The following is a 26,295-nucleotide window of genomic DNA, read 5'->3' on the forward strand; positions in this document are numbered from 1 at the left end:
TTCTGTTATTTAAGCAATAAGAGTATCAACCATTATTTGCGCATTCTGGCGAATCTCACTCCATGAGGCATCCGCATAACTCATCTTGATTGCGGTTTGAAAAGCCTCTCTCGCCAACCCGGGTTCCCCCATCATTTTGAGACAGACGCCCGTTTGGTAAACCGGTTCTGGATGGCTGGCATCCAGCATTAAGGCATGTCCATAGAAATTAATGGCCGTCGTGTATTCTTTAAGCATCATCCAGGTGCCAGCCAATGCAATATGGGCACGCCAACTCCATGGCTGGGCCATCACCAGCCAGCTAAAATCGATTACGGCGCGCGAATAATCCCCCTCCTGCCATGAGGCGTAACCACTGGCATAAACGGTTTCCGGATCAACGGATAATAGCTGTTTCAGAATGTCTTCGGGTATTTTATTTTTCTGATCTTCTTTCATCATCATACCTATTGATTGTTATTTTCACGTGATAATGATTTACGTCAGGAAGGTCATTTAAAAACGTCGCTGGATAAGATGCTCGGCGGATAAAACTGTCCAGTTATCGCCATCAAGCTGTGTAAAGGTCGCTCCCATTACTGTCAGGATGCGCAATAATTTCCTGCGTAGCAGGGCTTTTTTTTCATCCAGAACGTCGGTGATTATCAACATCTTTAAACATGTTAACTGCGGGTGATGCACAAATATCCCGCGTAAAAGTCCCAGTAAGTGAAACAATTGCTGTGGTCGAGGTTGCCCGGGCGTCAGGCGCCTGAACTCACAAATAATCATTTCTTTTGCCTCAATACGATAGATCACCAGGTAAGGCGATAATATAAACTGCTGCCCAAGTAATATGGCGGTCTCCCCTAAATATGCAGGCTCAGTAAACACCTGATGCCGACGCAACCATTGCTCTATTTCTTGCACCATGTTTACCTCGTTAATGCCCGGAGTATTTCAGCAAGAACCGTGACCAGTGACGACCCCACGCCGATGATTTGCTGCATAATTTCAGTTGCTTTCTCCATAATTTCCGTCAGGGATTTATTATAAGATTGGGCCCCATTTTGTTGCAGGTCGGCAATCGCTTTATCTTGATCACTTTGACGTTGCGCTACACCAGCCCCCAGGCCCATGACGCCCCCAGCTGTGTGGCCTACGGCTTGACCCGCTATAAGACCGGTTTCCCCGCCTACGGCCCCTAATCCTATCGTCAGTACACCCGACAACATTGCGCCACCCGCAGTAATCATTGATGCTCTAAACGCTTCATCAATTGTTTTCATTTGCGTCTGTAAAACATTGACTTGCAGTTCCCAGGCCAGCCGTTGTTTTTCTACGTTATAGCTGCGCATGATATCGCGCAGCTTTTTGGCAAGCTCCATTAGCTTCATCCAGATATCATCAAATAACAGAAGCATTGATTCAGTACCCATTCCCTCCCCGGAGGGAGATGGAGTGGAAGAAGGTGTTAACAAGGAAGGCGCTGGTAATACCAGTGCTACGTTACTCGCTTCCATATTTTTATCCTCAGATTAAGCGCGATAGCCAGCTATTCTCGCCTGAACGCTACTATAGTGATCAATGGTATCTAATACATCTCTAAGCGCGGCACCGCTCCCCTTATAAAGCTCCTCTAAGCGTTTTTGTTCTATCTTTTTCTGGTTTTCTGTTTGTTGCATTATGAAATCCAGAAACCGTTGCTGAGTTATTAATTGCTCTATTTTCTTTTCGATCTTCGCTTTTTCTGTGTTAACCATGCCAGTATTCATCTGACTGGCGCCCTCGGTTGCACATCTGATAGCCTGTAAGCCTTTAAATGAACAATCCCTCAGTAAGGCATACAGGATTTTTTTGAACATATTGAAGAGAACTTTATTACGGAATTTTTTTAACAGGAACTTTCCACCTTCTTGCACACATTTTTCCAGGGCTTCTTTTGCCGCTTCTTTTGCCATGGCTTTCACCCCCTCTTTCGTAAAGCTTTTTCCCGCGCTTCGCGTCATATTATTTTCTACGTTACGAGAAAACTCGGCAGCCTCCTCTGCCATCTCATTCGCCATAGCCATTTCACGTTCAAGCGGCTCAAATTGTTTGGAAAAACTTTCGCTCACTTCTTCGCCAAACTTTTCAGCCAACTCCTCTATTTCTGCTTCCCCTGCACCTACCATACGCTCAACCACTTCCTCGCCAAAACCGGAGTCAAGCACTTTTGCAGCTGCGCCAGATAAACCTCTCGTCGCCATAAAAGCACGGCCAATCTGGAAAACATCCAGTGCCAGCGCGACGGCTTCACAACCAAATTGAATCTTACTTGTCACGTCAATAATTGCCTGACAGGTATCGTGGTCAGCACCGCACATCATTGCCGTTTCGGCTCCGGCTTTAACCATTCCTGCACAACCTGCGGCTATATAAGCTACGCCGCTAGCCATTTCTGCGGGATTACCGGACAGAAAACCTTCCACAACCTTTAAGGCGCCAATCACGGTTTCAAATATGCCGGTAATCCAGTCAAAAATAGCGCCAAAAATGCCCGCTTTACGCGCTTTATCCTCCTGCTCTATCGCTTTCTGGATCTGCTCCTGATACTCCTTTACCTGCTTATCACGTAATGCATTTTGCACCTCAGTTGCCCGCTCAAGCTGTTGGCATAACGATTGAGCGTTATTACCAAAAACACTGAGTATTAATGTCGTCATCATCATTGATAAAACCGCGGGATTGGTCTGCAAAAAGTCAGGCAATGATGGACGCTTATGATTTCCGGGTACGGCATCAAGCAGTTGCTTCAACGCATTGCTTGCCTCCTGAAGACTAATTTTCCCTGACAGCAGACACGCGGCGTTGCCATCGCCAAAAGTAGAATTCACACGATGCTGGCGCTTTCCCAGCGAACCCGAGGAAACGCAACTGACATTGCTTAAGTGATGATGTGTTAAGGCGGTTACTCCTGCGGCGCTATCGCTATTACTGTGAATTCGATTCATTTTTAGCTCCTGTCAGAAAGTTGCTGTAACATCTTTTCTGCACGTAGTCGGAGGATTTGATGTTCACTGACCTCGCCGCAAATACGCACCACAGCCTTTAGCGCTTTTATTGCATAACAGACGTTATCACACGCGAGATAGCATTCCGCTGCGGCCCATGGCGCCTGCGGCGCATCAATCTTAATTTGTGCCGCGCGTCCATAGGCGTATATCGCTTCCCCCCAATGTTTTTGAGCCTGGCAGCATTCCCCTAACCGAAACCAGTAGTCAAATGACCAGGCATCATATATCGTCAGCAATTGAAAAAGTCGCGCTGCGCCGGCGAACTCTTTTACATCCATAAGCTGCATGGCATAGCGATACAGTGTATTAAGCGGCTGTGTAACATCGTCATCCAACAACATACGCAGCGAGCCGCCACGCCGGAAAAACCGCATCGTGTCATGTGCCTGTTGTAGGGTCGGGTCTTTTTTCATGAGTACGTTTTCTGCGCTATCATACTGGAAATTTCCCCCCACTTACTGATAAGCCCTGTCAGTTGGGTAAGGACAGCGTTAAGCTCCTGAGACATTTTTTGAATTGTTATCTGCCCCTGACTCATAAGATCGGTATTCCGGTTGGCGTCATTATCCAAAGCCGCTTTGATCGCCTGTAGACCACCTTTATCCAGCTTCCCATGATCGCCATATTTAGCCATATAATCATCAATGGTCATACCATCGATGAGAATACCGTGATCGCGCATGTATTTAATTACGTCATCAGGCACCTCCTCTTTGGTTTTAGCATCCCCTTTTGCTGCTTTAGCAATCACCTCATCCATCTCATTTGACTTTTCCTGGGTATTTCTGGCACGTTCAGCGTTCTTCTGGACTTCAATAAATTTATCGTTTGCAATAGCCTGAATAACCATAAGGAGAATAAGCAAAACACCATACCCTTCGGCAAACGGATTTTGCTGGGATAAGTCATCCTGCCCCCCGGTATCAGTGTTGCTAACGCCGAAACTATTTTTAAACACAATAGGGTTTTGACTTCCCCATAAGATGTTTCCTGAAGACATTATGCTTTACCTTTTTGTTTTTCCTGACGGTATCTCCACCGGGGCTTGAGCATTAAGTTGTTTCAGTCGTACTTCAAGTTGTTTAAACAAACTTACTATTTTCTTTAAATCCTTCTCGGCCTCCTGGTTAACCCCGGCAACGCCTTGTGGAAATAGGTTATGAAGAATACTCTCTGTCTCTCTGCTCTTTTTGGGGCTCTCTGCACTTTCAGCAAGCTGTTGACTCACCTTAGCCCGGATTTGGTGAAATTTTTTAAGACAGTGATTTAGCTGCATGTAACTTTGCTCTAAATCACGATATTCACTAAACGCAGCCTTTTTCTTTATCATCATTCCCCTCCATATACACGATAGATAATTAACGTGCTAACTAAGAGCCTATCCCATTAGAGCTATTTTACTTGCCATTTTGGACCTGGGCAGTGCTCAAAATCCTCACGTACTACGTGTACGCTCCGGTTTTTGCGCGCTATCCGTGTCCAGGCTGGCTGCGCCAATTAACGCCTGGTGGGATAGGCTCTAAGATATTTTTACTTTACTCTTGCTCACTCACTACAAGTGCGCTGTTATGGTAACGATAATAAATAATGTTGATGATATTTTCGGCCTGCTCGATCGCTTCAAGCAATAAGGTGTTTTGCTGATATTGCTGCGGATCCTGCAACTTACCGTTGTTCTCTTCTAACTGTTTCCGGGCAGCCCTTAATTGTAAAATTATGCCTTTGGCCTCTTCACGCGAATGAAGCAGCAAATCTTCTAACCGGGTCAGAGTTGTCATTTTCCACTCACTTAAAATCTAATGGATAGTTAATCAAAGTATCATTATGTTTAATCGTTACCACATCGGCGCTCAGATGGACAATTTCTCCCCCATTGGGTAACAATGCCCCTACACGTAAACGCTCTTTATTCGTCAGTAATAAGTAATTACCATGGCGACTCTGTACAAAGCCAGCCACTGGCGCAGGCAGATACTTGCTTTCATCATGAGAAGGCGCAATATCCTGATAAATTAAAGAAAGAGCGGGGTCCTTTTTCTTTAATGCTGCTAACGTTTCTTGCAAAATGCGTTGATGAGATTCATCCAGTACACCACTGATAACAAAAGAGCGCCGCATTGGCGTAACATTGACAAGCCCCACTAAACCGTTCTCTATTATCGCAGAAATAATATCATCCCCCTGAGACTGATGAGAATGACTAATCTGCCAGTGCAATAACCCGGGAATATCTGCAAGTAATGGTTGAACCTTACGCCATTGCTGATCCATTTGTATATCATCATGAATTAACACGCTTCCCGGCCCTTCGCTGGATACTTCAGCATGCGGGTAACCCATTTTTATCAAAACATCCTGCACTTCTCGTACCAATAAGTCATCACAGATTACACCATCCCGATACATGACCCCCCATGATTCGAGAGTCGCTCTCACCTTTTGCATCTGTTCGCTTGACGAGCAATAACCGGACAACTGCAGGCTGCCATCTTCTTTCCATTGCGCCCGCACATAATGAATATTGCTTTTGTCTAATAAAAACTTAACCCGCAAAGGTAAGTCATTTACCGTTTCAGGCTGACCGCCAATACTTAACAGGACACCCATTCCACCGATGAAAATCAAGAATACGCCAGCCAACCACCAGTACCCTGATCTGGAAACGGGTATTTGATAATCAGCAAGTTCACAATCCTGTTTACCAAACGCGATAGCCACTCCCGCAACCTGCAAAACCCCACTGGATGGTAGCGGCTTATTTGGATTAAATCTGCGGCCGTTAACTTTAACTCTGGCTTTCCCGGCATCAACAAATAAACTATCTGCCTGTTCTCTCAGAATAATTTTTTCATTTATAGTAAGCGGAATACAAATATCGCATCCTTTCTCCCCCAGTGACAGGTTACCTTCATTCAGCCATACTTCCCGGCCTTGTAAGGCGTGACCTAAAAAACGTATTTTCCATGAACTCTTTGGATTAACCATGAGATATGCCATTATTTACTACTGAGGCTTTAATCAAAAAAAGCCTGATTACACTATGTACTTGAGTCGTATCATTGCGAAACAAATGACCTACGACAGGAATATCGCCCAATAAAGGAATTTTGTTTTGCGAGTGGATTTGTTTACCTTGTTTAAATCCTCCCAGCAATAGACTTTGTCCGGCCAATAATGTGGCCTGCGAAGCAATTTCAGAATTTTGCACTTCGGGCAGCGGGTCTGTTTCGCTTTGCGTATCACTTTGTTGTCCATCCTGAATATTAAGATTAAGCATTATTTTTTGCGTGCCATTGTCATTTAACAAGCGAGGTGTAACGCGCAACAAAGAACCCGTAGTGATGGATTCAAGTTTAGCCACTTTTTCTCCCTGCAGTTTGGTATAGAAAGTAATATTCTTATCCAGCACAGCCTGGATATTATTTAAAGTCACCACAGATGGCTGGGAAAGTACATAAGCCTGAGAGCTTTTTTCCAGGGCATTCAAACGCACCATAAAGTTTGAGGTATCGCTGATTACCGTTGAAAAACCGCTAGCTCCACCGTCATTCAAACCTGTATTGAACGCAATTTTCTTGCCACCCAGCGACACTGCCGTTCCCCAGTCGATGCCTAACTGGTTAATATCTCCAGCATTAACATCGATAATTTTCACCGAAATCTCTATCATCTGCTGGCGTTGATCTAATTCTGTGATGAGTTTCCGATACCCGGCCATATTGGCCGCATAATCACGAACGATCACTGCATTCTGGCGTGGGTCGGCAGCAAACATGGGCAATGCCTGTGTAGCGGGTGAACCATTGTTCGTCGATGACGCCGGGACGCTGGTTTTACTCATCTCACGCAATACACTCACGACCCCAGGAACCACGACGGACTGATCGCGATATTGGTATTGGGTATCCATCGCAGTGGCATACTTAAGCGTATATATACTTACACTCACCGCACTGTCTTTTCGTTTGATTAACGCATTATCCAGCACTGAAGCTAATTGACTAATACGGGTCAGGCAACTGGGAACACCGCTCACCTCCACAGCGCTGGTACCGGTAATTTCTTTAACCTCGCATCCCGGTGATGAAAGGATATTCTGGCTGCGTAAGTAATGAATGAACCGCCCAGTAGATAAGATATTGAAAGTGATAACCTGATGTTTTAATAACGATGCAGGATATACATATAACATGCTGCCATCAAACCAGGTAAGCAAATCATATTGTGCTGCCAGGTTATTCAAAATATCGACCGGTGGTCCAGGCGGAATTTTTCCACTAAATGTAGCTGTTATCAATGGGCTAATAGTAATAGCCGTATCATAGTTCTCTGAGAGCAGATGTAAAACCTCTGCTAATGGCATTTGTCTGGCATAAAGGGTGAAGTCATTACCTTTCCATGATAACTCATCACTCTTTGCCGTATTGAGTATAAATAGTAAAATTAAAATTAAACGTTTATTTACTACCATTTTATACCCCACCCGAATAAAGTTTATGGTGATTGCGTATTACATTTTTTAAAATGCAAGTTAAAGCCAGGTGTTTTTCTATCTCAATAGCAATAAGCTCAGAGCTACTACTTGTGGTATAATAACCGTTTAACCATCCTCCATCCGCTGTGAGCTGTATAGCATAATCATGGACATCCGGGTGTGCTGCAAGCAGTAGTGTCACATAGGCAAGACAAGGCTTAGGTAAGCTTTCCAGGTCATTTAAGAACAAAGAAATAGAAAATGCTTCTGAGAAAATTTCTCCTCTGGCAGGATGCCCATCAATAGTCATTATCCAGGATCGGCTATTACCTTCGGCCTTGATATCCTGAATTAATGGAATGCCTTTTAAAACTGCCAGCATGAATCCCTCCTCAGACATAAATGAGAGTTTCTATCAAATTCGCTCACAACCACATCCGTAAAAAGCCTGATTCACATTTATTTCGACTATACTCTTCTTGTACAATATCAAGATGCTGTCTACATACACCTTGTGACAGGCGATTCTATCATTCGGATTTTCCGATAAATTCACAATTACACTTTCAGTATTGACATAAAAAATTACAATTTGAAAAATTATTTATTAAATAAACTGTTACGATGTTTTTACATCACCGCTTTATTAAAAAGTAATTGTAGTCATCGACTGGGTTATATATGAAGAAATTTACCTTCCTAATGATAACACCATCGATTAATCTTCTGATGAAACTATATGTACTGCGATAGTGATCAAGTGCCAAAGATTTTGCAACAGGCAACTGAAGGAAAGCATTATGAATTTGCTCAATCTCAAGAATACGCTGCAAACATCTTTAGTAATCAGGCTAACTTTTTTATTTTTATTAACAACAATAATTATTTGGCTGCTATCTGTGCTTATTGCAGCTTATATATCAATGGTTCAGAAACGGCAGCATATAATAGAGGACTTATCTGTTCTATCCGAGATGAATATTGTACTAAGCAATCAACGATTTGAAGAGGCTGAGCGTGACGCTAAAAACTTAATGTATCAATGCTCATTAGCGACTGAGATTCATCATAACGATATTTTCCCTGAGGTGAGCCGGCATCTTTCTGTCGGTCCTTCAAATTGCACGCCGACGCTAAACGGAGAGAAGCACCGTATCTTTCTGCAGTCCTCTGATATCGATGAAAAAAGCTTTCGTCGCGATAGTTTTATTCTTAACCATAAAAATGAGATTTCGTTATTATCTACTGATAACCCTTCAGATTATTCAACTCTACAGCCTTTAACGCGAAAAAGCTTTCCTTTATACCCAACCCATGCCGGGTTTTACTGGAGTGAACCAGAATACATAAACGGCAAAGGATGGCACGCTTCCGTTGCGGTTGCCGATCAGCAAGGCGTATTTTTTGGGGTGACGGTTAAACTTCCTGATCTCATTACTAAGAGCCACCTGCCATTAGATGATAGTATTCGAGTATGGCTGGATCAAAACAACCACTTATTGCCGTTTTCATACATCCCGCAAAAAATACGTACACAGTTAGAAAATGTAACGCTGCATGATGGATGGCAGCAAATTCCCGGATTTCTGATATTACGCACAACCTTGCATGGCCCCGGATGGAGTCTGGTTACGCTGTACCCATACGGTAATCTACATAATCGCATCTTAAAAATTATCCTTCAACAAATCCCCTTTACATTAACAGCATTGGTGTTGATGACGTCGGCTTTTTGTTGGTTACTACATCGCTCACTGGCCAAACCGTTATGGCGTTTTGTCGATGTCATTAATAAAACCGCAACTGCACCGCTGAGCACACGTTTACCAGCACAACGACTGGATGAATTAGATAGTATTGCCGGTGCTTTTAACCAACTGCTTGATACTCTACAAGTCCAATACGACAATCTGGAAAACAAAGTCGCAGAGCGCACCCAGGCGCTAAATGAAGCAAAAAAACGCGCTGAGCAAGCTAACAAACGTAAAAGCATTCATCTTACGGTAATAAGTCATGAGTTACGTACTCCGATGAATGGCGTACTCGGTGCGATTGAATTATTACAAACCACCCCTTTAAACATAGAGCAGCAAGGATTAGCTGATACCGCCAGGAATTGTACACTGTCTTTGTTAGCTATTATTAATAATCTGCTGGATTTTTCACGCATCGAGTCTGGTCATTTCACATTACATATGGAAGAAACAGCGTTACTGCCGTTACTGGACCAGGCAATGCAAACCATCCAGGGGCCGGCGCAAAGCAAAAAACTGTCATTACGTACTTTTGTCGGTCAACATGTCCCTCTCTATTTTCATACCGACAGTATCCGTTTACGGCAAATTTTGGTTAATTTACTCGGGAACGCGGTAAAATTTACCGAAACCGGAGGGATACGTCTGACGGTCAAGCGTCATGAGGAACAATTAATATTTCTGGTTAGCGATAGCGGTAAAGGGATTGAAATACAGCAGCAGTCTCAAATCTTTACTGCTTTTTATCAAGCAGACACAAATTCGCAAGGTACAGGAATTGGACTGACTATTGCGTCAAGCCTGGCTAAAATGATGGGCGGTAATCTGACACTAAAAAGTGTCCCCGGGGTTGGAACCTGTGTCTCGCTAGTATTACCCTTACAAGAATACCAGCCGCCTCAACCAATTAAAGGGACACTGTCAGCGCCGTTCTGCCTGCATCGCCAACTGGCTTGCTGGGGAATACGCGGCGAGCCACCCCACCAGCAAAATGCGCTTCTCAACGCAGAGCTTTTGTATTTCCCCGGAAAACTTTACGACCTGGCGCAACAGTTAATATTGTGTACACCAAATATACCAGTAATAAATAATTTGTTACCACCCTGGCAGTTGCAGATTCTTTTGGTTGATGATGCCGATATTAATCGGGATATCATCGGCAAAATGCTTGTCAGCCTGGGCCAACACGTCACTATTGCCGCCAGTAGTAACGAGGCTCTGACTTTATCACAACAGCAGCGATTCGATTTAGTACTGATTGACATTAGAATGCCAGAAATAGATGGTATTGAATGTGTAAAATTATGGCACGATGAGCCGAATAATTTAGATCCTGACTGCATGTTTGTGGCGCTATCCGCTAGCGTAGCGACAGAAGATATTCATCGTTGTAAAAAAAATGGGATTCATCATTACATTACCAAACCAGTGACGTTGGCTACCTTAGCTCGCTATATCAGTATTGCCGCAGAATATCAACTTTTGCGAAATATAGAGCTACAGGAGCAGGATCCGAGTCGCTGCTCAGCGCTACTGGCGACAGATGATATGGTCATTAATAGCAGGATTTTCCAATCACTGGACCTCTTGCTGGCTGATATTGAAAATGCCGTATCGGCTGGAAAAAAAATCGATCAGTTAATTCACACATTAAAAGGCTGTTTAGGTCAAATAGGGCAGACTGAATTGGTATGCTATGTCATAGACATTGAGAATCGCGTAAAAATGGGGAAAATCATCGCGCTGGAGGAACTAACCGACTTACGCCAGAAAATACGTATAATCTTCAAAAACTACACCATTACTTAATATTATCTTAATTTTCGCGAGGGCAGCAAAATGAAAGAATATAAGATCTTATTAGTAGACGATCATGAAATCATCATTAACGGCATTATGAATGCCTTACTACCCTGGCCTCATTTTAAAATTGTAGAACATGTTAAAAATGGTCTTGAGGTTTATAATGCCTGTTGCGCATACGAGCCTGACATACTTATCCTTGATCTTAGTTTACCTGGCATCAATGGCCTGGATATCATTCCCCAATTACATCAGCGTTGGCCAGCAATGAATATTCTGGTTTACACAGCATACCAACAAGAGTATATGACCATTAAAACTTTAGCCGCAGGTGCTAATGGCTATGTTTTAAAAAGCAGTAGTCAGCAAGTTCTGTTAGCGGCATTGCAAACAGTAGCAGTAAACAAGCGTTACATTGACCCGACGTTGAATCGGGAAGCTATCCTGGCTGAATTAAACGCTGACACGACCAATCATCAACTGCTTACTTTGCGCGAGCGTCAGGTTCTTAAACTTATTGACGAGGGGTATACCAATCATGGGATCAGCGAAAAGCTACATATCAGTATAAAAACCGTCGAAACACATCGGATGAATATGATGAGAAAGCTACAGGTTCATAAAGTGACAGAGTTACTTAACTGCGCCCGAAGAATGAGGTTAATAGAGTATTAACCAGGGGCATCCGATGGTATTAAGCATTGGTCATATTTTGATGAGCCTTACGCCACGCAGTATTGCTCATCATCGACAAAATCCATACGGATGCCCTGGTATGCCGCACCATTTATCACTACCTTAGTCTTCATTTAATCATGATATAGTAGAATCCCCTTATTTAACGGGCTTTACCATGTCGTATTCTATCGGCGAATTTGCCAGACTATGCGGTATCAATGCCGCCACGCTAAGGGCATGGCAGCGACGCTATGGTTTATTGAAACCGCAGCGTACTGATGGCGGGCATCGCTTATACAGCGATGACGATATTCGACAAGCGCTTAGCATCCTCGACTGGGTGAGAAAAGGCGTACCGATAAGCCAGGTCAAACCCTTACTATCGCGTCCGGTCATTCGCCTGGGCGATAACTGGATAACGATTCAGGAGACGATGCTTCAACATCTCCACGAAGGGCGAATTGACGCGCTGCGGCAGTTGATTTATGACTGTGGCCGGGAATATCCTCGCGCAGAACTGGTGACCCATTTATTGCGTCCGTTGCGCAGCAAAGTGTCCGCGCATCTTCCCGCCGTGATGACGCTGCGCGAAATACTGGATGGCATCATTATTGCCTACACCTCTTTTTGCCTTGAAGGCGACAGAAAAGCGCCTGGCAACAATGCCTTTATTAGCGGATGGCATCTCTCGGATCACTGTGAAATCTGGCTGGAAGCGTTGACTCGTACCGGACAAGAGCTGCGGCTCAATGTGCTTCCCTCTCCACCAGCCATGCTGGCGCCCGAGCTGTTCGCCCAGAGAAAATGGTTCCTGGTGACCACCGGAAAGCTCACTACCGGGCAGAAAAAACAGCTTGCCCAGTGGCGCAACGTGGTCGCTTCGCTGGAGGTTATCACACTATAAGCGCTGAAATAGATTTCTTCCCCTTATTCTATCTTATTGATATTTAACTACGTCAAAAAAATTCCCGCGAAAACTTAGACAAAAAAACAAAGTTGTGTAAGTTTTAAATCAGCGTGAGATAACATTTTGCGCCATTGGCGTCAGTCGTCGTACTTTCAATAAGGGGCAATCATGAATAACAAACCCGTAGTCGGCATTAGCGGATGTCTGACTGGCGCCGCGGTACGCTTTGATGGCGGACATAAGCGTATGGATTTTGTCATGAACTCTCTGGCACCGTGGGTGGACTACAAACCGATCTGCCCGGAGGTGGCGATCGGCCTGCCCGTGCCTCGCCCTGCGCTGCGTCTTATCCAGACGACCTGTGGCGACATTCGGATGCGTTATAGCCATGCCCCGCACGATGACGTTACCGAGCGAATGAATGCCTTTACCGATCGGTTTCTGCCAACAATAGGCGAACTGGCGGGGTTTATTGTGTGTGCAAAATCGCCCAGTTGCGGAATGGAGCGCGTTCGCCTGTATGATGAAAAGGGTAACAGGGGCCGCAAAGCTGGCACGGGGCTGTTTACCGCCGCGATGATGGACAAATATCCCTGGCTGCCGATAGAGGAAGATGGTCGCCTGCACGATCCGGTACTACGCGAGAATTTCATCGCACGTATCTTCGCGCTACATGAATTAAATGCGCTACGCGCGCAGGGCTTGAGTCGTCACAGTTTGCTCGCGTTTCATAGCCGATACAAACTTCAGCTTCTCGCCCACCACCAGGCCGGCTACCGCGAAATTGGCCCTTTCGTCGCGCGTCTGCATGAGTGGGACGATCTGGATGCCTTCTTTGTCCGATACAGAGAAAAACTGATGGCTATCCTGCGCCATCCCGCTTCACGTAAAAATCACACCAATGTGCTGATGCATATCCAGGGCTATTTTCACCGCGCGTTGAACAGCAGGCAACGCGCGGAATTACGCGAGGTGATTCTCGGCTACCGGGCGGGCCGACTACCTATCCTGGCACCGTTAACGCTGCTGAAGCACTATCTGGCGGAACATCCGGATGACTATCTACGCAGCCAGAATTATTTTGAGCCGTACCCTGATACATTAGGGCTGCGCTTAGCCATCAACTGATAACCCTGCGCATCGCTAATGGCGGGCAACCCGCCCGCCATGGTGACAATCGCGACAATTCAAAGGCGATTTCGTTATTGCCACCCTGATAGCGGCTATGACCGCGCCAGAGCGTTAATCACGGTTTCCATAGCCTGTTTTTCTAACGCGCTACGTTGGATGCGTTGATTCGCCAGCGCGGTTCTTAACACGCCCGCAATAACAATATATTTAGGCTCCTGCCCCAAATCGCGCATTTCCAGCACGACCTTGCCCACCACCCGGCACATCTCGCGGTACAGCTCGTCATCTTTTGTCGGTTTTGTCATACGTTTTACTCGTCGCCAGATCAAACCAACAGAATATAACAGTCTTCTCTATTAAACAAAATTTGATGCAAATCAAAGAAATAACGCAGTTTATTATTCATGGTTCATACGTTGTTCGTATTCTGGTCTCTGGCGAGGCCATTTTTTCGAAACGCCTAATCAGTTCCGCCAGGCTACCGGCCTGCATTTTTTCCATGACTCTGGCGCGGTGCACCTCTACGGTACGCACCGCGATATTCATCGCTTCCGCAATTTCACGGTTCATAAATCCTTTTGCCACCAGGCTGGCCAGCTCACGCTCTTTCGGCGTCAACTGCTGGTAACACAGTATAATCTCACGGCGCGCCACCGCTGCCGATGAAACCATCAGCGCACGCTCCAGCGCCGCCTGTAGCGGTTTTACCGATACCGGTTTTTGCAGAAAATCGACGGCGCCGCGTTTCATCTGCTCCACGGCCATCGGTACATCGCCATGCCCGGTAAGAAAAACAACCGCCAGGGTACTTCCGCACTGGCGCAACGCATCATGAACGCCCTGCCCATCCAGTACCGGCATTCGCATATCCAGTAATACGACCCCGGCCTGATACAGACTGGCCTGCGCCAAAAAATCCGCCCCCTGCGTCCAGCATTTTACGTCATATCCCAGACTTTCCAGTAAAAACGCGCACGCGTTAGTGACCGCCGTATCATCATCCAGTAGATGAATTGTCGCCATCCCTGCCCCCATGTTCATGTAAGAAATGTATCGTGACCACCGTTCCCGACAGACCATCCGGCGCGGTCTGGTTCCTGATGCTGATATCGCCCCGCCCATACCGCACCAGCCGCTGGCAAATCGCCAGCCCTAAGCCCATCCCCTCTTTACGGGTGGTCATAAACGGCTGAAACGCCTGACGTAATAGTGCCTCATCGATTCCCCCGGCGTTATCCTGTAAAACAATACTGATGCCGTTTTCAGTGCGTTCAGCAACGACCCATAAATGGGTGGCGCCCGCCTGAGCCGCATTAAGAATGATATTCGCCAGCACCTGTTCCAGCAGCACTGACGGCAGCGTTACGCGCAGCGCAGCGCTAACCTCGGTATGCAGAGTCACTGTCGGAAACTGTTGCGCCATACGCAACAATTGCCAGACATGATCAATCGCCTCCCGAATGGCTATGGCCTTCCACGCTTCGGTTAGCACCGGGTTGCCCTGCGCCTGGCTGACCCAGTGACGCAGGTTACGCAGAGTATCCGCACCGCGTTGCGCCTGCTGGTCAATCTGCTCCAGCGCCGGCAGCAAGGGATGCTGTTCATCTGCAGCGCGCAGTCGAATCAGGCACCCCTGGGCATAATGTCGAATCGCGGAAAGCGGCTGATTAAGCTCATGGGCAAACCCGGAGGTCATTTCACCCAACACGCTCATTTGCCGGGCGGTTTCCAGCGCCCGCTCATGCTGATGAAGAACTACGCTATTACGTTCCAGTTGCTTTCCACGTCGACGCACCAGCAGCATGACCCAAATATAATTGAGCGTGAGCAACAGGAACGCCAGAATCACGCCGCCGACCATTAGCTGGTGCTGGATTAACCAACTTTTGACATCCAGCCACAGTCGACGCTGCTGAGGGTGCTGACGAACATCACGCAGCAACGCTTCCACCTGACTGGTCGACGCTGGCGCGCCCCAGTGAAATGACGCGGCGGCGGGCGCGTTGAATAGCGCTCGCGTTACGCGATCCGCCAACGCATCGCTTACCGCAGGTAGCGCCGCGAACGACCAGTCAGGATATAACGGCGTACTGGTTAAGCAAGGCAGGGGCGTCGGTCGGGAAAGCAGCGCGATAAAGTCCTTTTTATTAATCAAGCCTTCCTGATCCATATTTTCTAACAGGCACACTGGCACAATTGCCGCCTGCACCGCTTTTTCGCGCAGCATATAGACTAAGGCATCGCCAGGGAATCCGGTAAAACGGAGATGAAAGTCGCGCTCCGGGCGTAAGCCCGCGTCGCTGAGCGCTTTATAGCCTAATAAATAGCCGCCAAATGCCTGAGCATCAATCGCGCCGACGGTCTTACCGATGAGATCATGCGCCGTGGTGATGCCGCTATCGCGCCGGGTCAAAATCACGCTGCCAATAACATTACTCACCGCTTTCCCATCGCGCGTGGAGCGCAGGGAAGCTAACCAGCGCAGCGGCGCATGGCTGTTCAGTTGGACAAATTGCGCCGGGTTGGTTATCACAAACTGCACGGTTCCCTGGTTAACGGCCTCCTGCATTTGATGCAGATCCAGCGGCTGGATGTGAAAGGTTTCGCCTGGAAGCTGTTGGCTTAATGTCTTTGCCAACGGTTGCCAGTGGCTACGCGTAGACGCCTCGCCGCGCATAGCCAAAATACCGATATTCCACGTCCCTGCCCACGCGCCATGACAAAGTAGCCCTACTGCCGCCAACACCGCCAGGCGCCTTACGGTTTTACCTCTCACCCCAATATCCCTGTCAATTATGTTGTTTTAGATCAACAACAAGCCGGGTATGTGGTTAACCACAATAGAGTGCACCCCGTCTCAATTTTTACACTGTAAATCATCAACATTTTTTATTCATTACACATGAACCAACATCGTGACAAATGTTTCATTGTTGGCAATGTGGACGGGAGTCAATATGGACAGCAGTAAACGGCTATTTCTCCAGCAACTCGGCGTCCTGACCGCTGGCGCCTCGCTGGTTCCGCTGGCTGAAGCGAAATTTCCTTTTTCGCCGGAGCGGCATGAAGGCTCTCCCCGACACCGTTACGCCATGCTTATCGACCTGCGGCGTTGTATCGGCTGTCAGTCCTGTACCGTAAGTTGCACTATTGAAAACCAAACGCCGCAGGGCGCATTTCGTACGACGGTGAACCAATACCAGGTCCAGCGTGAAGGTAGTCAGGAAGTCACGAATGTGCTATTGCCGCGTCTGTGCAACCATTGCGATAACCCCCCCTGTGTGCCGGTCTGCCCGGTACAAGCCACCTTTCAGCGGGAAGACGGCATTGTGGTGGTGGATAACAAACGCTGCGTCGGCTGCGCCTATTGTGTCCAGGCGTGTCCTTACGACGCTCGATTTATCAATCATGAAACGCAAACTGCCGATAAATGCACGTTTTGCGTCCATCGTCTGGAAGCCGGGCTGTTACCCGCTTGCGTAGAGTCCTGCGTCGGCGGCGCGCGTATTATTGGCGATATCAAAGATCCCCATAGCCGCATCGCCACCATGCTTCATCAACATCGCGACGCTATCAAGGTATTAAAGCCGGAAAACGGCACGTCGCCCCATGTTTTCTACCTGGGTCTGGACGACGCCTTTGTCACCCCATTAATGGGCCGTGCGCAGCCCGCGCTTTGGCAGGAGGTCTGAATGACGCATTCACTCATCATTGAAGAAGTGCTGGCTCACCCGCAGGACATTAGCTGGCTGCCGTGGGCGGTACAATATTTCTTTTTTATTGGCATTGCCGCCTGCGCCGCACTGTTTGCCTGTTATCTTCACTGGCGGAAAAAAGACGCCGCAACAGAAGAAAATCGGGCATTACTGATTGCCATTACCTGTGCGATTACTGCACCGCTGGCGTTGACGGCGGATCTGCACCAGACCGCCCGCGTCTGGCATTTCTATGCCTGGCCGACGCCCTGGTCGTGGATGCCCTGGGGAGCGTTGTTCCTGCCGCTGTTTACCGGATTTCTCGCTCTGTGGTTCCTGGCGCAGCAGATAAAACGATTATTCAATAAAAGTTACAACGTCACTAAATGGTTGGCGTTAGCCAGCGCGCTTTGCGCGGTGGGCCTGTTGATTTATACCGGCCGCGAAGTCTCCGTTGTGCTGGCGCGCCCAATCTGGTTTAGCTACGCCTTCCCCGTGGCGATGTTTCTTAGCGCCTTACAGGCGTTCTTCGCGCTGATGATTGTCGCCGCCCGACGCGACTCGGTAAGGCTGCCAAAAATACTGTGGGGACAACTCTGGACGCTGGCGGCGCTGGGGCTGGTTGTGGCCATGTGGGTCAGCGGCGATACGCTTTCCGGCACGGCAATCCGTCAGTGGATTACCGTCGCCCTGTCAGCCAAATATTACGCTGTCGGCTGGCTAGCGCTGTGGGTATTCACACTGCTGTTCTGTAGCCTGGCGCTACGTCATCCGTTATCGGAGCTAAGACGCGTCCTGCTGGTTCTGAGCGCGCTGGCGCTATGTTGGCTGATGCGCTGGACATTGTTGATTCAGGTACAAACCGTACCCAAGTTCAACGCGCAATTTAACCCTTACTCGTTACCAGGCGGAACGGATGGCTGGCTGGCTATTCTCGGCACCTTCGGCCTGTGGATAGCGCTACTGATTATTATTCGTGAAACGCTGAACGGACTCACCAGGAGATTACAACATGGCTAATTTAACCCGTCGTCAGTGGCTAAAAGTCGGTCTCGCCGTCGGTGGGATGGTCACTTTTGGTCTGAGCTACCGTGATGTGGCGAAACGCGCAATTGATGGCCTGTTAAACGGGACGTCCGGCAAGGTAACGCGCGACCGCATCTTTGGCAATGCGTTAATTCCGGAGGCGCAGGCACAAACGCACTGGCAGCAAAATCCACAACAAACCATCGCCATGACGCAATGCTTCGGCTGTTGGACACAGTGCGGTATCCGCGCCCGGGTAAATGCCGATGGCAAAGTAATACGCATCGCCGGCAATCCCTATCACCCCTTGTCGCAGGAACACCCGATTGACTCGTCCGTCCCTTTTAGCGAAGCCATGGAGCAACTGGCGGGAGAAAGCGGTCTTGACGCCCGCTCAACCGCCTGCGCGCGCGGCGCCACGCTGCTGGAAAGCCTGTACAGTCCGCTGCGACTGCTTGAACCGATGAAACGCGTGGGTAAACGCGGCGAAGGGAAATGGCAGCGCATCAGCTTTGAGCAGCTTATTGAAGAAGTCGTGGAAGGCGGCGATCTGTTTGGCGAGGGTCATGTGGACGGACTGCGCGCGATTCATGCGCCGGATACGCCAATTGACGCAAAGCACCCCAGTTTCGGGCCCAAAACCAATCAGTTACTGGTCACGAATACCAGCGACGAAGGCCGCGATGCGTTTCTGCGTCGTTTTGCGCTAAATAGCTTCGGCAGCAAAAATTTCGGCGCGCATGGCGCCTACTGTGGACTGGCTTACCGGGCCGGCTCCGGGGCGCTGATGGGTGATCTGGATAAAAACCCGCATGTCAAACCCGACTGGGAAAACGTGGAGTTTGCGCTCTTTATGGGCACCTCCCCGGCACAGTCCGGCAATCCGTTTAAACGCCAGGCGCGTCAGTTGGCGAGCGCCCGGCTGCGTGAGAATTTTCAATACGTCGTGGTCGCCCCTGCCCTGCCCTTATCAACGGTGCTCGCCGATCCTCGCGGTCGCTGGCAACCGGTCATGCCCGGCAGCGATTCGGCGCTGGCAATGGGGATGATCCGCTGGATCATGGATAATCAACGTTATAATGCTGATTATCTGGCGATTCCCGGCGTACAAGCGATGCAGCAGGCCGGCGAGCAAAGTTGGACCAACGCCACGCACCTGGTCATTGCGGATGAACTGCCGACGCTTGCCGGACAACACCTGACGCTGCGCCATCTTACGCCCGATGGCGAAGAGACCCCCGTCGTGCTGAATACCGACGGCGAGTTGGTCGATGCGTCCACTTGCCGACAGGCACGGCTTTTCGTGACGCAGTACGTTACGCTCGCCGACGGCCAACGGGTCACGGTGAAGAGCGGGTTGCAACGCCTGAAAGAGGCGGCAGAAAAGCTCTCGTTGGCGCAATACAGCGAACAGTGCGGCGTGCCGGAAGCGCAAATTATCGCGCTGGCGGAAACCTTTACCGGTCACGGACGTAAAGCCGCGGTCATCAGTCACGGCGGCATGATGGCCGGCAATGGGTTTTATAACGCCTGGTCGGTCATGATGCTTAACGCGCTGATCGGCAACCTCAGCTTGTCCGGCGGCGTCTTTGTCGGCGGCGGCAAATTCAACGGCGTTAGCGACGGCCCCCGCTACAACATGAACAGTTTTGCCGGAAAAGTGAAACCGTCCGGGTTGAGTATTGCCCGTAGCAAAACCGCTTATGAAGCATCGGAAGAATACCGCGACAAAATTGCCGGCGGGCAATCCCCTTATCCAGCCAAAGCGCCGTGGTATCCCTTTGTGGCAGGCCAGCTTACCGAACTGTTGACCTCCGCGCTCGAAGGCTATCCTTATCCGCTTAAAGCCTGGATTTCCAATATGAGCAACCCGTTTTACGGTGTTCCCGGTCTACGCGCCGTGGCGGAAGAAAAGCTAAAAGACCCTCGCCGATTGCCGCTCTTTATCGCGATTGACGCCTTTATGAATGAAACGACGGCGCTGGCGGATTACATTGTGCCGGATACGCACAATTTTGAGAGCTGGGGCTTTACGGCACCCTGGGGCGGCGTAGCCAGTAAAGCCACTACCGCCCGCTGGCCGGTTGTCGCCCCCGCCACTCACCGAACGGCGGACGGGCAACCTGTCTCAATGGAAGCATTTTGTATTGCGGTAGCAAAACGGCTCCATCTGCCCGGCTTCGGCGACCGGGCGATAACCGATCCGCAGGGCAATACTTTTCCACTGAACCGGGCGGAAGATTTCTATCTGCGCGTAGCCGCTAATATCGCCTTTATGGGCAAGACGCCGGTCGCGCCGGCAAATCAGGAAGATATTTCGCTTACCGGCGTCAGCCGCATTCTGCCAGCAATTCAGCACACGCTTAAAGCTGATGAGGTCGATCGCGTGGCGTTTATCTACTCGCGTGGCGGCCGGTTTGCGCCCGAGGATAGCGGCTATACGGAGCAACGGTTAGGTAACGCGTGGAAAAAACCCTTACAGATCTGGAATGCAGATGTCGCCGCCCACCGTCACGCCATCACCGGGGAGCGTTTCAGCGGTTGCCCGGTCTGGTATCCGGCGCGTTTGTCAGATGGTCGTGCGATTGACGACCAGTTTCCCATTGGACAGTGGCCGCTGAAACTGATTTCATTTAAATCAAACACCATGTCCAGCTCAACAGCCGTCATCCCGCGCTTACACCATGTGAAGCCAGCAAACCTGGTGGCGCTGAATCCGCAAGACGGCGAGCGTTATGGACTGCAACATGGCGATCGGGTACGGATCATTACGCCGGGCGGTCAGGTCGTGGCGCAAATCAGTTTGTTAAATGGCGTGATGCCAGGCGTCATCGCCATCGAACACGGATATGGTCACCGCGAGATGGGCGCAACGCAGCACTCTCTGGATGGCGTGCCTATGCCGTATGATCCACAAATCAGGGCAGGCATAAATCTTAACGATCTGGGCTTTGCCGATCCGACAAGAACCATTACCAATACCTGGCTCGACTGGGTTTCTGGCGCGGCAGTACGCCAGGGGCTGCCGGCAAAAATCGAGCGTATATAACCCCAGGGCCGGAGAGCGATATCGTCTTATTTCGTCGAGGGTAGCGACTGATAAGCGAACGCTGTCCGGCTGCATATACTCACTGAATCGTGCAAGCCCAACTATTTTACGTTCACCCCGTCATATTACATAGAAAATATATGACAACACTCACAAAACTATTTTCCCCTTCTGTAAGCAATTAATATTTAACACATTGGCTGCGCTTCTGATTATTGACATTCATTTGGGGTTACTTCCGGTTGACCGCATAATCTGTGATTGAATTCACCGCATGACAACATTGCCATAAATACAATTCAACTCACTACCCGGAGGCAATATGTTTAAAGAAGAAAGACGTCATGCCATCATTAATTTACTGATAAAGGATAATAGTGTTAGCGTCAGTAAACTTTCAGACCTTTATAAGGTTAGCCAGGAGACTATTCGTTCCGATCTACGCTATTTCCAGAAATCAGGTATGCTTCAGCGTTGCTATGGCGGAGGGATTTTAAACCGTGACGCGCTGAGTAAGCTTATCACTGAAAATAAGATTGATATCTCCAGCACTATCGCCACGCCAATCCATCAGGATGCAAAACTGCGCCGGGAAAACACAAAAAAAGCAGGCAAGGTGTGTGTTTTAGGCTCATTCAATATTGATGTTTCAGCAACCGTGCCGTGGTTTCCACAAAGCGGAGAATCCATTCTGGCCAGTCAATTTGGATTCTATCCTGGCGGTAAAGGAGCCAACCAGGCTTTAGCGGCAAACAATGCCGGCGCTGCGGCGCATTTTATTTTTAAAGTGGGCAAAGATCAGTTCAGCGCATTTGCTATGAATCATATTATTCAATCAGGCATCACCTCATACAGCGCGTATCAAACAGATAAAGCGCCCACCGGTAGCGCATTGATCTATGTCTCCGCCGTAGATGGCGATAATATTATCGCCATCTACCCTGGCGCCAATATGATGCTCACCACGCAAGAGATTAACGAGCAACACCGTTATATCGCCGAGTCTGACGTTATGTTAATGCAGCTCGAAACGAACATTGAAGCGTTGACTGAATTTATTCGCCTGGGCAAACAAGAAAATAAAATGATCATGCTGAATCCTGCCCCCTATACGAAACAGGTGACGCATTTATTATCTGATATTGACATCATCACGCCGAATGAAACTGAAGCCTCTTTTTTATCCGGCGTAACCATTACTGATATTAATGATGCGAAAAAAGCCGGAAATATTATTCTGCAATCCGGGGTGAAAAAAGTCATCATTACCCTTGGCGCCCGTGGTTCTCTGCTCTGTGAGCACGCCCGCACGTTGTATATTCCTGCGTGGAGCGCCGTGGTAAAAGATGCCGCCGGGGCCGGTGACGCTTTTAATGGCGCCTTAGCCGCCGCGCTGGCGCGACAAGCAGACATGGTCGCAGCCATTCAATATGCCTCCGCTTTCGCTTCTCTGGCGGTGGAACAAGTCGGTGCGTCGAGTATGCCTCAGCACTTGCAGGTTTTACATCGAATGCGTACCCAATCTAATAAAGTCATTCACATTAATTAACAGGTGACATAATGAAAATTTTATTTATTGGCGAATCCTGGCACATTCATATGATTCACTCTAAAGGTTTTGATAGCTTTACATCGAGCAAATATGAAGAAGGCGCAGACTATTTATTATCCTGCTTACGCCAGGGTAATATCGATGTGGACTACATGCCTGCCCATATTGTGCAAACTCGTTTTCCACAAACCGCCGAAGCATTAGCCTGCTATGATGCGATCGTCATCAGTGATATCGGTAGCAATACGTTCCTGCTACAAAACAGAACGTTTTATAATATGGATATTATTCCTGATGCATTACAACTTATCGCGGATTATGTTGCTGAGGGCGGCGGTCTGTTGATGATCGGCGGGTATTTATCCTTTACGGGAATAGAAGCAAAAGCCAATTATAAAAATACGATTCTGGCGGAGGTATTGCCGGTTGATATGCTGGATGTAGATGACCGCGTAGAACTACCGCAAGGATGTAAAGCAGTAAATACTGCGGTAGAGCATGTTATTACCCAGCCATTTAGCGAATGGCCGCCGCTGTTGGGCTATAACAAGCTTATCGCCAAAGAAAATAGTCAGGTCCTTGCTGAAATTAATGGCGATCCACTGTTAGTTATGGGTACTTACCATAAAGGGAAAGTATGTTGCTTTGCCAGTGATTGTTCGCCGCACTGGGGAAGTCCGCAGTTTCTGCAATGGGAACATTACGCCACCTTCTGGTGTAATGTTTTACACACAATAAAAAAATAATATTATCCAGGCGAATATAAATTTCGCCTGCCCTGCCACACACTGAGTCATTAAGAATATGAATGATACTTATCTCTATGGCGAAATGTTTTCTGAAAACATATTGACAAGCTATCGGATTTATGGAGACAGAAAATCATTACTCACGCCGCTCATTATCCTTCACGGCGGCCCTTCTGGCGGCTTTGATTATTTATTAAATTATCGCCGTCTGGCTGATGACGGGCGCATGGTAATATTTTACGATCAATATGGCTGCAGTCGTTCAACGCATTTTCCTCATGCCGACGCGTCTTTCTGGACTATTGCGCGTTATCTCCATCAATTAACCCAATTAATTAATCACCTGGGTATTGGACACGGGTATTCGATACTGGGACATTCCTGGGGCGGAATGCTTGCCGCAGAGCACGCCTGCTTACAGCCTGCCGGGCTTCGCGGGACGATACTGGCAAGTTCGCCGGCCAGTATCGCCCTGTGGCAACAGGAAGGCATACGGCTCTTTAACGCTCTGACGCCAATGTCCGATGACGATATCAAAAACGTCATTATGCCCGCCGTCATTTATCAAAACCCACCGGAACAGCTGGTCGCTTATTATGCCAGGCACGTTTATACCCTCGCGGAAGAAGCCGTTCATGTTCAGCGATCTAATGCGCAGTTCGCCGCCGACCCTACGGGTTATCACATTTTATGGGGAACCAATGAACTGGCGGCAAATGGCAAACTTGCCGACTGGGATATTACGCCCCATTTGTGCCAGATACGCTGTCCTGTTCTGGTACTACGCGGCGAAAACGATCAGGCAACCGAGCGCGTCGTCTCTCCGCTGCTCTCTCACATTTCAGACTGCCGCGCGGTCACTATTCCCGGCAGCAGCCATAACCCACATGAAGAAAATATCGCGCCCTGCCTCGCAGCGGTAAGCGCGTTTTTACGCGATCTGGCATAAAAAGCCATTAAGGTATTTATCATGAAAAAAGTCAAAAAATTGTCTCTTACCGATTTAGTGCTTTATGGTCTGGTGTTTATGGTGCCTATCGCGCCAGTCTCTCTTTATGGCGTCGTTTATAATCTTTCGCACGGTATGGTTGCGCTGGTTTATATTATTGGCGCGATCGCGATGTTTTTTACCGCGTACAGCTACTCTACCTTATCGCAACATATCTCCTCGTCGGGTTCGGCCTATGCGTATGCTGGCGTATGCATTAATCCCGCCGTAGGGTTTCTGACCGGATGGATATTACTGTTGGATTATCTTTTGTTCCCTACGCTCGTGGCAGTGCTGGGCGGCGTCGCGGTCCACGCTATTTTACCGCAAATCCCGGTCTGGGTCTGGCCGTTGATTTATGTGGCTATTGGCACCGGAGTCAACTATCTCGGGATACAGCAAACGGCGAAATTTGATAAGTTACTGGTCTTCATTCAACTCGGTATTCTGGCGATTTTCGTTCTGCTCATTGTCCGTCTGTTGATGCTGGACAGTAGTCAGATAACGCTTTCCTTCCGGCCTTTTTTCGATTCACAGTGGTTCACCCCAGGGCTCATCGCGACGGCGATTTCGGTGGCTGCGCTGAACTTTCTCGGCTTTGACGCTATCAGTACATTAAGTGAAGAAAGCGAAGGCGGGGGACGCGCCGTCAGTAAAGCAACGCTGTTGGCGTTAGTTTTGGCGACAGTACTGTTTATTATCGTTGTGGCGTTTGCGGCGTTCGCCACCGGTAACGTCGACCGCTTCGCGGAAGGTAATGCGACGAATGAAGCATTTTTCACCATTGCCGGCAACGTTGGCGGTATCTGGCTCAAAGTGGCATTTTCCATCATTGTGGCGTTTGTGTGCGCCGTCGGCAACATTATTACCGCGCAAACGGCGGTGTCCAGAGTGCTATTTTCAATGGGGCGCGACCGAATGTTGCCCGCCTTCCTCGCTCACGTCCATACCACGCGTAAAACGCCGGATTATGCCATTCTGTTTACCGGCGGCGTCACCCTGCTGCTCAGCTACCTGTTTTCCGGCAAGATTGAATCTATCTCCACGCTGGTGAACTTTGGCGCGCTTTTCGCTTTTTTTGTCGTGAACCTGTGTGTGTTTATCCTGTTCAATTTCCGGATGAAAGCCCAGCGGCGCATTTTCGCCCATGTCATTTCGCCGATCATGGGGATGATCGTCATCGGCTACGTCTGTTTAAACATGAACATTCACGCTCTGATACTCGGAATTAGCTGGGCGGCGATCGGGATAGCGATTCTGTGCTATCGAAAAGCACACAACCAAAACATCGCCATCGACCTGGAAGGCAAAAAGTTGCTCGATTGATGTTATGCGCAACAACACCCACTGTTGCGCAACGCCGCCCCTGTTCGGGCGGCGTCATCGCCAGCGACATCGTAAACAGCGTAATAACAAACCATTGTGGATCTGCACAGATGTCTTTTGAAACAGGG

General features: G+C 48.6%; 25 protein-coding genes. 11 read left to right on the forward strand and 14 right to left on the reverse strand.

Annotated elements, in window-relative coordinates:
* Positions 1–9: 9 nt before the first annotated feature.
* From sscB to spiC, 11 genes are all read right to left on the reverse strand, one after another.
* Complete coding sequence (gene sscB / locus LCS67_RS12275; RefSeq protein WP_000979963.1) at positions 10–444, reverse strand: SycD/LcrH family type III secretion system chaperone SscB; 435 nt, start codon at positions 442–444, stop codon at positions 10–12.
* A gap of 51 nt (positions 445–495) precedes the next feature.
* A complete protein-coding gene (gene sseE, locus LCS67_RS12280; protein ID WP_000249602.1) occupies positions 496–912 on the reverse strand; it encodes an LcrR family type III secretion system chaperone SseE in 417 nt (138 codons plus the stop codon).
* A gap of 2 nt (positions 913–914) precedes the next feature.
* Positions 915–1,502, reverse strand: coding sequence for an SPI-2 type III secretion system translocon protein SseD (gene sseD, locus LCS67_RS12285; RefSeq protein WP_000388323.1), 588 nt, complete (start codon positions 1,500–1,502; stop codon positions 915–917).
* A gap of 15 nt (positions 1,503–1,517) precedes the next feature.
* Positions 1,518–2,972, reverse strand: a complete 1,455-nt coding sequence (gene sseC, locus LCS67_RS12290; RefSeq protein WP_001079766.1) for an SPI-2 type III secretion system translocon protein SseC — start codon at positions 2,970–2,972, stop codon at positions 1,518–1,520.
* A gap of 2 nt (positions 2,973–2,974) precedes the next feature.
* Complete coding sequence (gene sscA, locus LCS67_RS12295; protein WP_000711021.1) at positions 2,975–3,448, reverse strand: SycD/LcrH family type III secretion system chaperone SscA; 474 nt, start codon at positions 3,446–3,448, stop codon at positions 2,975–2,977.
* Positions 3,445–4,035: an SPI-2 type III secretion system translocon protein SseB gene (gene sseB, locus LCS67_RS12300; protein WP_000094428.1), complete on the reverse strand. Its 591-nt coding sequence runs from the start codon at positions 4,033–4,035 to the stop codon at positions 3,445–3,447. Before sseB ends, sscA begins: the two co-directional genes overlap by 4 nt.
* 6 nt (positions 4,036–4,041) lie before the next feature.
* Positions 4,042–4,368 (reverse strand): SPI-2 type III secretion system chaperone SseA, encoded by a 327-nt coding sequence (sseA, locus tag LCS67_RS12305; RefSeq protein ID WP_000972856.1) that lies wholly within the window; start codon positions 4,366–4,368, stop codon positions 4,042–4,044.
* A 202-nt stretch (positions 4,369–4,570) separates the two neighbouring features.
* Positions 4,571–4,813, reverse strand: coding sequence for a YscE family type III secretion system co-chaperone SsaE (ssaE, locus tag LCS67_RS12310; protein ID WP_000210202.1), 243 nt, complete (start codon positions 4,811–4,813; stop codon positions 4,571–4,573).
* 7 nt (positions 4,814–4,820) lie between these two features.
* Entirely contained in the window at positions 4,821–6,032 is a 1,212-nt protein-coding gene (gene ssaD / locus LCS67_RS12315; RefSeq protein WP_000323782.1) for a SctD family type III secretion system inner membrane ring subunit SsaD, read from the reverse strand.
* Positions 6,013–7,506 (reverse strand): SPI-2 type III secretion system protein SpiA, encoded by a 1,494-nt coding sequence (gene spiA / locus LCS67_RS12320; protein WP_000261289.1) that lies wholly within the window; start codon positions 7,504–7,506, stop codon positions 6,013–6,015. Before spiA ends, ssaD begins: the two co-directional genes overlap by 20 nt.
* A 1-nt stretch (position 7,507) precedes the next feature.
* Complete coding sequence (spiC, locus tag LCS67_RS12325) at positions 7,508–7,909, reverse strand: SPI-2 type III secretion system protein SpiC (RefSeq protein WP_001562740.1); 402 nt, start codon at positions 7,907–7,909, stop codon at positions 7,508–7,510.
* A gap of 400 nt (positions 7,910–8,309) precedes the next feature.
* On the opposite strand from spiC, the gene LCS67_RS12330 reads away from it, so the two are divergent.
* From LCS67_RS12330 to mlrB, 4 genes are all read left to right on the forward strand, one after another.
* Complete coding sequence (locus LCS67_RS12330) at positions 8,310–11,072, forward strand: two component system sensor kinase (RefSeq protein WP_001050757.1); 2,763 nt, start codon at positions 8,310–8,312, stop codon at positions 11,070–11,072.
* Positions 11,073–11,102: 30 nt separating this feature from the next.
* The gene (locus tag LCS67_RS12335; RefSeq protein ID WP_000666335.1) at positions 11,103–11,741 is read left to right on the forward strand and encodes a two component system response regulator; all 639 of its coding nucleotides are present in this window, start codon (positions 11,103–11,105) and stop codon (positions 11,739–11,741) included.
* Positions 11,742–11,919: 178 nt separating this feature from the next.
* Positions 11,920–12,648 (forward strand): MerR family transcriptional regulator, encoded by a 729-nt coding sequence (locus LCS67_RS12340; protein ID WP_000122319.1) that lies wholly within the window; start codon positions 11,920–11,922, stop codon positions 12,646–12,648.
* A gap of 171 nt (positions 12,649–12,819) precedes the next feature.
* Positions 12,820–13,779: a transcriptional regulator MlrB gene (gene mlrB / locus LCS67_RS12345; protein WP_001060725.1), complete on the forward strand. Its 960-nt coding sequence runs from the start codon at positions 12,820–12,822 to the stop codon at positions 13,777–13,779.
* A 95-nt stretch (positions 13,780–13,874) separates the two neighbouring features.
* Here mlrB and fumD read toward each other — a convergent pair whose 3' ends face one another.
* The 3 genes from fumD to ttrS form a co-directional block, all read right to left on the reverse strand.
* On the reverse strand, positions 13,875–14,087 hold the full coding sequence (fumD, locus tag LCS67_RS12350) for a fumarate hydratase FumD (RefSeq protein WP_000165779.1): 213 nt from the start codon (positions 14,085–14,087) through the stop codon (positions 13,875–13,877).
* 97 nt (positions 14,088–14,184) lie between these two features.
* A complete protein-coding gene (gene ttrR / locus LCS67_RS12355; RefSeq protein ID WP_000190926.1) occupies positions 14,185–14,805 on the reverse strand; it encodes a tetrathionate respiration response regulator TtrR in 621 nt (206 codons plus the stop codon).
* The gene (ttrS, locus tag LCS67_RS12360) at positions 14,780–16,558 is read right to left on the reverse strand and encodes a tetrathionate respiration histidine kinase TtrS (RefSeq protein ID WP_001214416.1); all 1,779 of its coding nucleotides are present in this window, start codon (positions 16,556–16,558) and stop codon (positions 14,780–14,782) included. Before ttrS ends, ttrR begins: the two co-directional genes overlap by 26 nt.
* Before the next feature lie 181 nt (positions 16,559–16,739).
* On the opposite strand from ttrS, the gene ttrB reads away from it, so the two are divergent.
* The 7 genes from ttrB to LCS67_RS12395 all read left to right on the forward strand — a co-directional run bounded on the left by ttrB (position 16,740) and on the right by LCS67_RS12395 (position 26,167).
* The gene (ttrB, locus tag LCS67_RS12365) at positions 16,740–17,474 is read left to right on the forward strand and encodes a tetrathionate reductase subunit TtrB (RefSeq protein WP_023216615.1); all 735 of its coding nucleotides are present in this window, start codon (positions 16,740–16,742) and stop codon (positions 17,472–17,474) included.
* Entirely contained in the window at positions 17,475–18,497 is a 1,023-nt protein-coding gene (gene ttrC, locus LCS67_RS12370) for a tetrathionate reductase subunit TtrC (protein WP_000149764.1), read from the forward strand.
* Positions 18,490–21,552 (forward strand): tetrathionate reductase subunit TtrA, encoded by a 3,063-nt coding sequence (gene ttrA / locus LCS67_RS12375; protein WP_031565954.1) that lies wholly within the window; start codon positions 18,490–18,492, stop codon positions 21,550–21,552. The genes ttrC and ttrA overlap by 8 nt, the downstream gene beginning before the upstream one ends.
* A gap of 322 nt (positions 21,553–21,874) precedes the next feature.
* On the forward strand, positions 21,875–23,101 hold the full coding sequence (locus LCS67_RS12380) for a PfkB family carbohydrate kinase (protein ID WP_000471822.1): 1,227 nt from the start codon (positions 21,875–21,877) through the stop codon (positions 23,099–23,101).
* 11 nt (positions 23,102–23,112) lie between these two features.
* Positions 23,113–23,850 carry a glutamine amidotransferase gene (locus LCS67_RS12385; RefSeq protein ID WP_000697182.1) on the forward strand — a complete coding sequence of 246 codons (738 nt, stop codon included), beginning with the start codon at positions 23,113–23,115 and terminating at the stop codon, positions 23,848–23,850.
* A 58-nt stretch (positions 23,851–23,908) separates the two neighbouring features.
* Complete coding sequence (locus LCS67_RS12390; protein ID WP_001000516.1) at positions 23,909–24,802, forward strand: proline iminopeptidase-family hydrolase; 894 nt, start codon at positions 23,909–23,911, stop codon at positions 24,800–24,802.
* Between the two features lie 21 nt (positions 24,803–24,823).
* Positions 24,824–26,167 (forward strand): APC family permease, encoded by a 1,344-nt coding sequence (locus LCS67_RS12395; RefSeq protein WP_000756083.1) that lies wholly within the window; start codon positions 24,824–24,826, stop codon positions 26,165–26,167.
* The last annotated feature ends 128 nt before the right edge of the window (positions 26,168–26,295 follow it).

The sequence above is a fragment of the Salmonella sp. A7 genome (genome assembly GCF_020181675.1).
GTDB classification, from domain to species: Bacteria; Pseudomonadota; Gammaproteobacteria; order Enterobacterales; family Enterobacteriaceae; genus Salmonella; species Salmonella enterica.